The 12,317-nt window shown below is 43.1% G+C and carries 14 protein-coding genes and 1 pseudogene; all 15 read right to left on the reverse strand.

Annotated elements, in window-relative coordinates; genetic code table 11:
- A partial coding sequence (locus LIR34_RS18030; RefSeq protein ID WP_173903363.1) for a helix-turn-helix domain-containing protein occupies positions 1-172 on the reverse strand: 172 nt, incomplete at its 3' end.
- A gap of 193 nt (positions 173-365) precedes the next feature.
- Positions 366-1,271 carry a hypothetical protein gene (locus tag LIR34_RS16895; protein ID WP_173903364.1) on the reverse strand — a complete coding sequence of 302 codons (906 nt, stop codon included), beginning with the start codon at positions 1,269-1,271 and terminating at the stop codon, positions 366-368.
- A 235-nt stretch (positions 1,272-1,506) separates the two neighbouring features.
- Positions 1,507-1,695 (reverse strand): annotated as a pseudogene (locus tag LIR34_RS16900) (peptidoglycan-binding protein); the annotation flags it as partial.
- A complete protein-coding gene (locus tag LIR34_RS16905) occupies positions 1,671-1,844 on the reverse strand; it encodes a hypothetical protein (RefSeq protein WP_173903365.1) in 174 nt (57 codons plus the stop codon). The gene LIR34_RS16905 and the pseudogene LIR34_RS16900, both read right to left, overlap by 25 nt.
- A gap of 20 nt (positions 1,845-1,864) precedes the next feature.
- A complete protein-coding gene (locus LIR34_RS16910; RefSeq protein ID WP_173903366.1) occupies positions 1,865-2,521 on the reverse strand; it encodes an HD domain-containing protein in 657 nt (218 codons plus the stop codon).
- Positions 2,522-2,553: 32 nt separating this feature from the next.
- Complete coding sequence (locus tag LIR34_RS16915) at positions 2,554-3,930, reverse strand: PhoH family protein (protein ID WP_173903367.1); 1,377 nt, start codon at positions 3,928-3,930, stop codon at positions 2,554-2,556.
- Positions 3,931-4,149: 219 nt separating this feature from the next.
- A complete protein-coding gene (locus LIR34_RS16920) occupies positions 4,150-5,061 on the reverse strand; it encodes a phosphodiester glycosidase family protein (RefSeq protein WP_173903368.1) in 912 nt (303 codons plus the stop codon).
- Positions 5,062-5,148: 87 nt separating this feature from the next.
- Positions 5,149-6,438, reverse strand: coding sequence for an RIP metalloprotease RseP (gene rseP, locus LIR34_RS16925; protein WP_173903369.1), 1,290 nt, complete (start codon positions 6,436-6,438; stop codon positions 5,149-5,151).
- Position 6,439: 1 nt separating this feature from the next.
- Complete coding sequence (dxr, locus tag LIR34_RS16930) at positions 6,440-7,582, reverse strand: 1-deoxy-D-xylulose-5-phosphate reductoisomerase (RefSeq protein ID WP_173903370.1); 1,143 nt, start codon at positions 7,580-7,582, stop codon at positions 6,440-6,442.
- A gap of 30 nt (positions 7,583-7,612) precedes the next feature.
- The gene (locus tag LIR34_RS16935) at positions 7,613-8,407 is read right to left on the reverse strand and encodes a phosphatidate cytidylyltransferase (protein WP_173903371.1); all 795 of its coding nucleotides are present in this window, start codon (positions 8,405-8,407) and stop codon (positions 7,613-7,615) included.
- Positions 8,408-8,409: 2 nt separating this feature from the next.
- The gene (locus LIR34_RS16940; RefSeq protein ID WP_173903375.1) at positions 8,410-9,150 is read right to left on the reverse strand and encodes an isoprenyl transferase; all 741 of its coding nucleotides are present in this window, start codon (positions 9,148-9,150) and stop codon (positions 8,410-8,412) included.
- 56 nt (positions 9,151-9,206) lie between these two features.
- Positions 9,207-9,758, reverse strand: coding sequence for a ribosome recycling factor (frr, locus tag LIR34_RS16945; RefSeq protein WP_173903372.1), 552 nt, complete (start codon positions 9,756-9,758; stop codon positions 9,207-9,209).
- A 100-nt stretch (positions 9,759-9,858) separates the two neighbouring features.
- Positions 9,859-10,554, reverse strand: a complete 696-nt coding sequence (gene pyrH / locus LIR34_RS16950) for a UMP kinase (protein WP_173903373.1) — start codon at positions 10,552-10,554, stop codon at positions 9,859-9,861.
- 76 nt (positions 10,555-10,630) lie between these two features.
- On the reverse strand, positions 10,631-11,608 hold the full coding sequence (locus LIR34_RS16955; protein ID WP_173903374.1) for a hypothetical protein: 978 nt from the start codon (positions 11,606-11,608) through the stop codon (positions 10,631-10,633).
- 148 nt (positions 11,609-11,756) lie between these two features.
- Complete coding sequence (smpB, locus tag LIR34_RS16960) at positions 11,757-12,224, reverse strand: SsrA-binding protein SmpB (protein ID WP_161284504.1); 468 nt, start codon at positions 12,222-12,224, stop codon at positions 11,757-11,759.
- Positions 12,225-12,317 lie beyond the last annotated feature (93 nt).

The raw sequence follows: 12,317 nt of genomic DNA on the forward strand, positions 1-12,317 counted from the left end.
AACTGGCTGGTGTGTTCCTTAACATCTTTTTTTCTTTTTTATAATGTTCCATTTTATCTGCAAGCATACAGTTATAGATAAATCGGCTGCAGCCAATTGTTTTTTCTATTTGTACACGTTGTTCTGCATTTGGATAGATTCTTACTTTTACTGCCCGATTTATTTTCCTCACCTTATTCCTACCTGTTTACAAATGATTTCAATTGCTATTTCTGAACAATATGTTCTTTTTCATTATAATACAAATCATCTACAGGAACAAGTGTTTCCTTTTTTATTTATAAAATTCTTTTGAGCATTTATGCTCAGATCTACAATTCATCTCACTACCTGCAGAGGTAGGAGAATTCTTGTTATATATTATGTTAAAGATTATATTCTTTATATAACTGCTCACGTCGCTTAGGATCTACTGATACAACTGGAATTTCTTCAGTTCTCTGATCTTGGATCAGTCTAGTAATCAAGCTTCCCAAGCGATTTTCTCCCTGAGCCTGACCAATCGCTTTTCCTTCTGCTTTAAGTCTTTCAGATTCCAGTTCCAGAACTTTTCCACCCATTATCTCACCTATTCCTTTCCGGATATCCTCTTCTTTTTGAAAAATATAATCCGCAATCTTTACAATCAATTTCGTCAGATCTGTATATAACTCCGATCTTCCTGTTTCTGTCAGTTCTTTTTCCAGACTTATCCGAATTTCCTCGTATTCATTTAAGAGTACCTGAAATAATTCCGGATTGTTATTAAAATCATGTTCTTTTTTCTCGTATCTCATAATATAAAACGGCAGCAGCATTAACAGATTTTTCTCAAAAATGCTGTCTTTTGTATAGTCAGCCATTTTTATAGTCGGTATGGAATATAAGTATGTATTTCCATCTGGAAAAACCACATCTGCTTCCAGATAATCCGGCGTATTTCCAGAACTTCTCAGAAACAGTACGCAGGACTTTGGAAATTCTATCCTGTATCTGCGTCCCTGTTTCTCTGCATGTTCTATGCCGATCGCAAAATCATACTCAATCATGCGAATAACCATTGTCGTATCATCTGTGCTCTGACATTCAATATGATACATTTTCTTTCCGATCAGCAGACAAGAATCTGTAATAATCTCTCCATCCTCCTGCTGATGTTCATTACGAAGCTGTGTGATCTTCACATCTTCCGGGTATGATGTATGGAATACCTCGTTAATCAGCGGTACCGCCAGATATGGCATCTTCTCGATCATTGTACGAAATACATCATCAAAAATCGTATTATTCATATAATACTCCTTTTTGTACCTACATTATAACATTTTAACGAGTTTTATTGAATACTTAATCTCTTTGAAATTATGTATTTTTATCTTTGGAATCAGTTGCAGATATTGCCTGAAAAATCGCTTATTAGAAAATTTAGATTACTACTTACATTCTATACTATATAGTATTTACATTCATATAGCAAGTCCAATTTGGGCAGTTACTTAATCTTCCTGCAATACCGAATCAGTGAACATTCCGGTACCATTCTGTATAAACCCTGTTCAGCGTAAAGAATATGATCGCCCGTATATTCGCCCGTATCGTATCGTCCGGCCAGGTCGCATAAATCTCACTGCTTGCTACATTTTTGATATAATCTTTATAACGCACATAGTAATCCTGTGCTGTAGTGTCGTTCACCGGCGCATCATGTACAACAACACCGGAATCACAAGATGCTCAAATTCTGCACCTACCTGAAATGCAATGCTTACCGGCTGCTCTGCCCTAACCGATGAAAGAATCTGTTCTGACTTTCTCGATCGTCTGTCCACTTCCAGAGACAAATGACAGAAGAACAGGAAAAACATTCCTCATGTTTTCCTTTATCTTATAATACTTTACGTCCGTTTACCGTCAGCTTGAAAGTTGTTCCCAGGATCTCTGCTGATTTTCTGCAGAACATCATTCTGTCAAGAAATATCTCAAAATAGTCGTACATGGAACAGATATTTTCATCAATCTGAAGATTCAGTGCGATCACAGACTTTTCCTCATCAATCTTTAACTTCGAGTCTGTAACTGCATAATTTACACGGTCATGAATATCGAACGCCGCTTTTTCTTTCTGACGCACGCGGCTTCTTCGCACATCCGTTTTATCCGCAATAATGAGAGCCGCTGATACGATATCCTCCGGGTTTCCTGTCGATTCATCATGATTTCCGATCGCCGATATGACAGTTACCCTGTCTTCCAAAGACATATTTGTATCTTTCAGCAGATCATTTGCAAGAAGTGCTCCGTACTCCGCATGATGTTCTCTGTTGATCGCATTGCCGATATCATGCATATATCCGGCAATTTTTGCAAGTTCAATCTCATGTTCCGCATATCCAAGGCGTTTGAGGAGTTTTCCTGCCTGATGTGCCACCTGGACGCAATGTGCCTGTGAATGATCTGTAAAACCAAGCTGTCCAAGATTTTCATTGCCTTTTTTTAAATACGCATTGATTTCTTTATTGTTCGCTATTTCCTTATACTTCAATTTTTTGCTCCTTACTACAATATTTAATCCGGTCAAAGTCTTTTTATTGCATCCATCGCCAGCAGAGATCTCTCACATTCTTCTGCCGACAATGTGATCTGCCAGCAAAGAGGACTGTTCATCATATGTTTGGCAGCATAACTCAATCCGTTGGTTTTTTCATCCAGAAATGGTTTATCAATCTGTCCGGGATCTCCCAGTAATATGATTTTTGTTCCCTGTCCGGCTCTTGTGATAATTCCTTTTACCTGATTTGGCGTCATATTCTGTGCTTCATCAATGATCAGGTATGTCTTCGCGATCGATCTTCCCCTTATAAAATTCAAGGCTTCTGTCTGAATGATCCCCCGTTCAAAAACCTCTGTTATCTTATCACTTAACTCCTGCTCGTCTTCGTATCTTTGCTTTTCATCTGAATCCAGAATCTGTTCCAGATTATCAATGACTGGTCTCATCAGGGGTGCTATTTTTTCTTTTTCATCACCTGGCAGAAATCCGATATCATCATCAAACTGTGCATTCGGCCTGCATACAATTACACGGCGATATTCCTTTGATGGATTGTTATAGACCTTTTCCATTCCGACTGCAAGGGAATAAAAGGTTTTTGCAGTTCCGGCCATACCCTTGATGATCACAAGAGGCGCCACTTTTGCATCTGTCATAAGTGCTTCCTGCATAAAATACTGTCCCACATTTCTTGGTGATACTCCGTAGGGTTTACTTTTTTTGTAAATCAAAGGAACAACTTTATTTCCAGATACTCTTCCCAGCAGTGTCTTTTTGTCAGACTGATCCGGTGTCAGAATAACAAATTCATTCTCATGAAATTCTGGTATACTATGATTTCCGTTTTCATCACTCTGATAAACCTCAGTCAGCAAGATTCCTTTCTTTTTGAATTCCTTAACCTTATCTTCCGGGATATACGCCTCTGTTCGTCCGGTATATTGGGCATCATCATCCGAAATCTGTTCTTTTTCGAAATCCTCCGCCTTGATCCCCAGCATCTGTGCCTTCAGGCGTAATACAATATCTTTTGTAACAAGTACGACCTGTTTGTCTTTTTCTGTTTCTGACAGTCCTTCACATACTTTCAGTATCCTGTTATCAGGTTTGTCATCCGGAAGCTCCGGAGGCAGCTCTACATGTACAAAATTTTTTTCTATCCGCAAAATGCCTCCGCCCGGAAGCTTCACCCCCTGTAATAAGTCACCTTTTTGTCTGTATCCTTCCAGTTTTCGCACAGCAGCCCTGGCATTGGCACCTTTTTCTCCATCGGATTTCTTTAATCCATCCAGTTCTTCGAGCACTACCAGCGGAAGTACAAGATCATTGTCCTCAAAGCATTCTAACGCATATGGTGCCTGGATCAGTACATTGGTATCTATTACGTAGGTTTTTATCATATATTTACGCACTCCTTTTCCGGTCATTATCTCTGTTCCGAAAATTATCGTAGCATTTTTATCCTGATGCAACTATCCCGTTTATATGATTTCTATATAAAATCATTGTAAAATCCTGCTATATCTTCCTGCAATACAGAGACACTGAACATAAAAAGGGAAAGAATTCAAAGCTTATCAGCTTTAAACTCTTTCCCTCTCATCATCACATCAAAAAAATCACCATATAGAATCTTCGGCAGAATGGATCATTCCTTCCTCTTCATGTACGACAATGTCTTTCCCCTCTGAGCCGCTGCCTGCATCCACAAAATAAAGGATATCTCCGCAGGCTCTCTCTTTTCCTTTGTCGGTCAGCATATTCAGCACTTTTCCCTGAAAAACCAGAGTTGCCGAACCGCCGCCATCCAGATTATAGGCATAATCACAGTCCAGATTCAGAAAAACCTGCTGCAATTCCTGATAAGTCATTCCCTGGGAACCACCATATCCCTTACCGTCCACGACCACAAGATAATAATCTCCCGGATTTACCATTCCAACAGCTGCCCTCTGATATCGGGCAGTCTGGTGAAACTGTCCTGAAATTTCACAGACCTTGCCATTTTCTACAAGAGTCGGTCCAAAACAATAGGTATCCTGCACACCACGATTCAGAAGATCTTTTGTTGTCATGCCTGCTGCCGCGGTAAACATCCCTCCATCTTCTGTGACGCAGAAAATGTTTCCGTTTGAGCTGACATCATTGTAGACACGGCCGTCTTTGATCATCGTCTTGCCTGGTGCCGGCTCCCCTGAGCCATAGGAAAACGCACTTCCGTTAATGCCAATGATCCCATCGTGAGCTGCAAGTTCTTCTGAAGTTGTCTTTCGCGGATTTCCATAGGTTCCTCCGCATAAGGCAGATTTCAATTGCTTTGTACTGAATGTCTGCACATGAGCGATCCAGTATTTCGTATATCCTGTATCTTTCTGTTCTATATTTACTTTCAGGGTATCGGTTTCATAATTCAGGTCGTCCTCTGCATTCTCCTGCTGTTCTGCCGCCAGGATCTCCCCTGTCGGATGGCAGATACTGCCACCCAGAAGCAGAGCCGAGAATACAACCGCTACCATATATTTATTTCTCATAATCTCCAATTCACTTCTTATTCCCAGCTATTAAGTCAAAACCTGTGCCATCACTGTATTTCCGGCAGTTTGTCAGACTGCCGGATGTCAGAAAATTTTCAGGATGTCATTGTACATGACCACGACCATCAACGCCATCAGAAGCATCAGTCCTGCAAAATGAACCATTCCCTCCACTTCCCGGTTGATTGGTTTTCTTCGAATTGCTTCGATGACCAGAAAGACCAGTCTTCCTCCGTCCAGTGCCGGAAGAGGCAGAAGGTTCATAACCCCAAGGTTTGCTGACAGAAATACTGCCATATTCAACAGGTTCATCCAGAGCATCAGTGTGCCCTCGCTCTTACTCTCTTCGTAAGTCGTTCCGATCGCATCAACAACTCCCACCGGTCCGCTCAAATCTTTAAATCCAAGGCTTCCGGTAACCAGCTGCTTCAGACTCAGAAGTGTCGTACGAATCATATACTTCACTTCCAGAACACCATATTTCAGCACGCCCAGTCCACTGGTTTTCTCGTAACCAAGATTGTAAGAAAAGCCCAGCTGTGGTGTACGGTATTCCTGCGGTGTGATCGTCGCCGTATAATCCAGTCCATCACGCACATAGGTAATCTCCACCGGCTCATCAGAGAGTGGATGCTCTTTGAGATAGGCATCGTATGCTTCTCCATCTGCGATCTCCGTTCCGTTGATTGCCGTGATCGTATCTCCCGGCTGCAGACCGGCCATTTCAAGAGGCATTCCCGCGATCAGAGATTCTACTGTCATGGAAGAAGCATCCGAGCGGTTAAATCCAAGGAGATATCTCACAGATACATCTGGTGTATACTGGATTTCCTTTGTCTCGCCGTCACGGCGCACTTTCAGTATGACAGTGTCCCCCTCTTTCAGTTCATTCAGATAGCTGTAAACATACAGATCCTTCGCCAGGTCCACATGATATCCATTGTACTCTGTAATAACATCTCCGGTTTCAAGCCCTGCCGTTTCTGCTGCCGAGTCCTTCTGGACATCCATGATCTCTGCCGGATCATAACCGACAAATCCTACAATGATCACGGACAGAATAAATGCAAGAATAAAATTAAATACCGGTCCTGCTGCCACTACAGAGATTCTCGCCCAGACCGGGGCTGCATTAAAAGATCCCGGAAGCTCTTCCTCCGCGGTATCCTCACCGACCATCGCGCAGGAACCGCCCAGAGGCAGCAGTTTCACGGAATAACGTGTTTCTCCCTTCTGGATACTGAACAGCCTTGGTCCCATGCCAAGTGAAAACTCTGTTACACTGATTCCATTTATTTTGGCCAGAAGGAAATGTCCCAGCTCATGTATCAAAATGATTGCACTGAACATGATGATCGCAATCAGAATCTTCAATTTACCACCTGCTTTCAATCCACTGATAAGTCTCGTTTTCTACTGCAAGAATATCCTCTAACTTTGGATATTCGATTTTTTTATGTCTTTCCATAGCCTGCCCGATGATATCATAAATATCCAGGAATCTGATCTCTCGATGCAGGAATTTCTTTACTGCAAGCTCATTTGCTGCATTGAATACCGTCGGCATGGAGCCGCCCTCTCTGGAAGCCCTGATTGCCATCGGAAGTCCCAGGAATGTCTCCATATCCGGCTCTTCAAAAGTTATCTGACCAAGCTTCGCAAAATCAAGGCGGTCGCCGGCAAGATATCTTCTGTGCGGATAATAAAGTGCATACTGGATCGGAAGGCGCATATCCGGTGTTCCAAGCTGGGCAATGATGCCACCATCCTCAAACTCCACCATGGAATGGATCACACTCTGCGGCTGGACCACCACCTGAATATGATCAAGATCCACCCCGAAAAGCCATTTGGCTTCCATGACCTCAAGGCCTTTATTTACCAGGGTCGCGGAATCTACCGTAATCTTTTGTCCCATCACCCAGTTCGGATGCTTCAGGGTATCCTCAAGAGTCACCTTTTCAAGATCATCTCTCTTTCTTCCACGGAACGGACCGCCGGATGCCGTGATCAGAAGCTTATGTATTTCTTTGCTGTCTTCTCCATTCAGAGCCTGAAAGATCGCACTGTGCTCACTGTCAACCGGAAGGATTTTTACTCCGTACTCCTTTGCCATCGGCATGATCAGATGTCCTGCAGTTACCAGGGTTTCTTTATTTGCCAGAGCAATATCCTTACCCGCACGGATCGCCTCGATCGTAGGACGAATACCAAGCATTCCTACGATTGCTGTTACAAGGATTTCTGTTCCCGGCATGGCCGCCAGTTCAAGAAGTCCATCCATTCCTGACACTACCTTTGTATCAGTGTCCTGGATTTTCTGTGCGAGGTCTTCTGCTGCCTTCTCATCCCAGACAGCTGCCAGCTTCGGAGAAAACTCCCTGATCTGCTCTTCCAGCTTCTCAATGTTCCTCCCCGCACTGATACCCAGAACTTCAATATCCTTATTTGCACGAACAACATCCAGTGTCTGTGTTCCAATAGAGCCTGTAGAACCTAAAATTGCTATTTTTTTCATAGTAACAAAATTCCTCCTTCCATCCGAAATTTATAAACCAAGAAGCATCTTTGCAAGATAAAAGATGATCGGAGAAGTAAAGATCACACTGTCAAACCGGTCCAGAATTCCTCCGTGCCCCGGTATCAGTTTGCCATAATCCTTGATTCCCCTGTTTCTCTTGATCGCAGATGCGGCCAGGTCTCCTACCATGGAGATCAGAGCTCCAACTGCACAGATCACTGCATATTCCACAACCGGTCCATGAGTGACTGCCGCATAGATCGCACCAAGTGCTGCTGCTCCGACAACACCGCCGACAGCTCCCTCTATGGATTTCTTTGGGCTTAATACCGGCGCCATCTTGTGCTTTCCGATCAGCATTCCCACACAATAAGCACAGGTGTCACAGCCCCAGGAGCAAAGGAAGATCAGCCATACAATAAATTTTCCTCCCTCCAGGTTTCTGGTAAGAAAGATAAAAGACAGCATGACCGCCACATATACGATTCCAAAAAACGCTGACATCACCTGGTCTGCCTCATATTTGGGGTATGTGAATACATATACAAACATCAGAAGCACCAGCCCCAGAAGGACCGCCATCATTCCATATCTCTCAAAGTCCAGAAGCAGAGATGCATAATACAAAACTGCACCCAGATATCCTGCCATTTCCAGAAGTCCGATTCCATCCTTATGGACTTCCATAGCCTTGTAAAGTTCCTGGATCCCGAGAAGAGAAACGCAGAGCAGAGTCACAAAAAGCACATATCCTCCGCTGATGATCGTCAGAAGCGCTGCAATTACCAGAAAGATTCCACTGATCAGTCGTGTTTTAAACATAATTACTCCTCCTTGACTCCGCCATATCTCCGGTCTCTTGCATTATATTTCTCAATCGCTTCGATCAGCTCTTTCTTATGAAAATCCGGCCACGGAACATCTGTAAAATAAAACTCTGTGTATGCAAGCTGCCACATCAGGAAATTAGATAATCTCTGCTCTCCGCTTGTTCGGATCAGAAGATCCGGATCCGGCACCCCGGCAGTATCCAGATAATTTTCGAAGCAGGACTCATCAATCGCATCCGGTGCAACCTTGCCGTCTGCCACATCAGCTGCAAGTTTACGGATACTTCTGACAATCTCATCACGGCTTCCGTAATTCAGCGCGATCTGAAAATAAAGTTCATCATAATCCTTGGAAAATTCCTCCAGCTGATGGATCTTATCCTGGATATCCGGTGCAAAAGCAGACGGATCGCCGATTATCTTGACACGCATATGATTCTTCTCGGCACTCTTCATGCACTTCTTAAGATAACTTCTGAACAGTTTCATAAGTCCCTCAACTTCTTCCCTGGAACGTTTCCAGTTCTCTGTAGAAAAAGCATAGACTGTCAGATATTTTACACCAAGATCTTTGATATCGTCACAGATCGTCTCCAGATTTGCACATCCCTTAATATGTCCGTATCCTCTGGGCATTCCCTTTGCCTTTGCCCACCTGCCGTTTCCATCAAGGATAATGGCAATATGATTTGGTACTTTCATAAGATTCTCCTCTTTTTCTCTGGTAAATTTTATACAACAGAAAGAGAGCCTTTTGCCGGCTCTCCCTCTCCTCTCAGTCCTGACCGGGATTATACAGTCAGAATTTCTTTTGCTTTGGTATCTACTGCAGCATCGATCTTCTTGATGAACTGATCTGTCAGTTTCTGTACAGCATCCTCAAGATCTTTGATCTCATCCTCAGAAACATCCTGTTTTGCAAGTTTCTTAAATGCATCATTTGCATCACGGCGAACATTGCGGACAGCAACCTTGGCTGCCTCACCTTTTTTCTTGACGTCTTTTACCAGTTCTTTACGACGTTCCTCTGTAAGTTCCGGAAGTACCAGACGGATCAGCTTACCATCATTGTTCGGATTCAGACCAAGATCAGATGTAAGGATTGCTTTTTCAATTCCTTTGATCAGGCTTGCTTCCCATGGCTGGATCTGGATCATACGTGCTTCCGGTACAGTGATGTTTGCCACCTGCTGGATCGGTGTCGGGCTTCCATAATAATCTACAGTGATCTTATCAAGAATATGCGGATTCGCACGTCCTGCACGGATCGTTGTCAGCTCCTCCTCAAAGCCTTTCAGTGTCTTGGTCATCTTCTGCTCATATTTCTGAACTCTTTCATCCATTTGTCAAATCTCCCTCTTATGATGATTTATTTTATACAGCTAACTGTTCTGTTCACTGACGGTTACTTATACAATGTTACTGTTCACTCTGTTTAAAGAACTATACAGTTACTTTTGTACCGTTGAATTTACCGTGAACGGTATTGATAATACTGTTTTCTCCTTCAAGTCCGAAAACAAGCATCGGCATTTTCTGCTCCAGGCACATGATAGAAGCTGTAAGGTCCATAGCTGCCAGCTTCTTGTCAACAACCTCCTGAATGCTGATCTCATCGTATTTTACAGCATTTGGGTTCACCTTCGGATCGCTGTCATAGATTCCGTCCACTGCTTTGGCAAGAAGAATTGCCTCTGCCTCGATCTCAACAGCACGAAGTACCGTTGCTGTATCTGTAGAAAAATACGGATGGCCTGTACCGCCTGCAAAGAACAGAACCTTACCCTGTGCAAAGCCTTCCTCCACTGCATCCTTTGAATACAGGCTGGTAAATGCACCACATACAAACGGTGTGAAAATCTCTGTGCGAAGTCCGAGATATCTGCAGATATCGGAAACATAGATACAGTTCATAACTGTAGCCAGCATACCGATCTGATCTGCCTTGTTACGGTCGATCGTTTCACTGGTACGTCCTCTCCAGAAGTTTCCTCCACCGATAACGATTCCTACCTGTGTTCCCTCTTCTACGATCGTACGGATCTGCTTTGCAACGGCAATGACCGTAGCCTCATCAAATCCCTTCTTTTCTGCTCCCGCCAGAGCTTCTCCGCTTAATTTCAGTAAAATTCTCTTCATATTGTTTATCCTTTCCCCCGATGCATCCGCACCAGTATTTCTTTGTACGTTTCTCTGAGCGAACCGTTACTGTTCTTTACCATACACCTGTAACGATTTCGTTTCCGTCAGGACCTACAGTTGTTGAAACCGTGAAATTATTATAATAATAATATCCGCTTGTGCCATTGTCCGGATCCTCATCATATTCTGAGGAAACCGAATCCCCGATTGCAGAAATCAGATCATCCAGAGATTTGCCGATATAGTCTTCTGCAGTCTGGATCGTAGAATCTGTCGGTCTTGTATCTGTGTTATCATCACCGTCGTTATTATTATTGTTGTTATTGTTATCATCATCTGAAGGTGCCTGTGTTGGCTCCGGATCTGATGCCTCCGGGGTCGGGGTCGGATCCTCACTGTCCTGCTCCGGAGTCGGAGTCGGATCTTCACTGTCTGAATCCAGTCCCAGTCTCTTCTTAACCTCATTTAATGTAGAAACTTCCTTCGTGGCATTTGTTGTAAGATAAGTTGCATACGGAATTGCATCCTCACCCTTTCCATCCATACGCAAAGTGATCTGCTTTATGGATGCCAACGGAAGATTTCTGAAGAAGCACTCGTTTGCATCCTCATCGGTGTAGGTAATGCGGATATCATAAGTTGTTTTTGCTGAGGACGGCTTTTGATAATAATAAATCGCATTTTCACCATTCTTCAGTGTAAACATGCCATTTACAAGATCATTGCCCCATTCATCTGTACTGTCATCCTCGTCTTCATCCTCAGAGGCATCTGTCGGTGTCTCTCGAATATAAATAGCAGCGATTTCTGAACCAGTGCGGTTTACAATGGCAAGCTTAGATGCTGTCGCAGTCTTCTCACCAATTACATTCTTCTCCGTCGTTTCTTCCATATTTACAAGCTCTATCGTAACTGTAGGCGTCGCCTGAGGAGTTTCAGTAGGCGTTACCTGGACTGGCGTCTGTTCTGTTGTGTTCTTCTTGCCGCATCCTGTTGCTGCTATAAGCAGTACAGCAAATCCTGCAATGGCCAAATAACGTTTTTTAAACATATCTATCCCTCCTGTTTCCTATTACGCATTATTCTGTGATGTCATGATTCATCTATCCAAATCTTCATATAGTTACAGTTATCTTTAATTATACAGAGTCTCAGATTCTTGTCAACCAAATGTCTCAAAATTCATACAATTTTTAAAGTTACAGATTTTTAACCTTAAACTCTCTCTCTGCTTCCCGGCGCTGATCTTTTTTGGCAATATCCTGTCGCTTGTCATATAATTTCTTACCACGTGCCACGCCGATCTCAACCTTCACAAGGCTTCCCTTGAAGTATACCTTCAGAGGGACCAGGGTAAGCCCCTTCTCCTGAAGTTTTCCCTCAATCTTATTTATCTCATATCTGTGCAGGAGCAGTTTGCGCACACGCAGCGGATCCTTATTAAAAATATTTCCCTTTTCATAAGGGCTGATATGCATACCGTAAATATATACCTCGCCCCTCTCCACACGGATAAAGGATTCCTTGATACTGCACTTACCCATGCGAAGAGATTTTACCTCTGTTCCGGCCAGAGAAATACCTGCCTCATAGGTATCTTCTATAAAATAATCATGAAAGGCTTTTTTGTTGTTGGCAATCAGCTTGATTCCTGTTGTTTTCGCCATAAAATTCTCTGCCACTCAAAATATGATTAAACATACTCACATCGAGATAATGCGGATTCTCACGAATACCGCTTACTGTTTCTTCGTGTATGC

The sequence above is a fragment of the Blautia sp. MSK17_66 genome (genome assembly GCF_020538025.1).
GTDB lineage: Bacteria > Bacillota > Clostridia > Lachnospirales > Lachnospiraceae > Blautia_A.

Excerpts from the sequence above, each read along its gene's own strand:
- LIR34_RS16955 (WP_173903374.1), bottom strand. The coding sequence starts at position 11,608 with ATGTTTAAAAAACGTTATTTGGCCATTGCAGGATTTGCTGTACTGCTT.
- LIR34_RS16935 (WP_173903371.1), bottom strand. The coding sequence starts at position 8,407 with ATGTTTAAAACACGACTGATCAGTGGAATCTTTCTGGTAATTGCAGCG.
- LIR34_RS16920 (WP_173903368.1), bottom strand. The coding sequence starts at position 5,061 with ATGAGAAATAAATATATGGTAGCGGTTGTATTCTCGGCTCTGCTTCTG.
- dxr (WP_173903370.1), bottom strand. The coding sequence starts at position 7,582 with ATGAAAAAAATAGCAATTTTAGGTTCTACAGGCTCTATTGGAACACAG.
- frr (WP_173903372.1), bottom strand. The coding sequence starts at position 9,758 with ATGGATGAAAGAGTTCAGAAATATGAGCAGAAGATGACCAAGACACTG.
- pyrH (WP_173903373.1), bottom strand. The coding sequence starts at position 10,554 with ATGAAGAGAATTTTACTGAAATTAAGCGGAGAAGCTCTGGCGGGAGCA.
- LIR34_RS16905 (WP_173903365.1), bottom strand. The coding sequence starts at position 1,844 with ATGTTTTTCCTGTTCTTCTGTCATTTGTCTCTGGAAGTGGACAGACGA.
- smpB (WP_161284504.1), bottom strand. The coding sequence starts at position 12,224 with ATGGCGAAAACAACAGGAATCAAGCTGATTGCCAACAACAAAAAAGCC.
- LIR34_RS16915 (WP_173903367.1), bottom strand. The coding sequence starts at position 3,930 with ATGATAAAAACCTACGTAATAGATACCAATGTACTGATCCAGGCACCA.
- LIR34_RS16895 (WP_173903364.1), bottom strand. The coding sequence starts at position 1,271 with ATGAATAATACGATTTTTGATGATGTATTTCGTACAATGATCGAGAAG.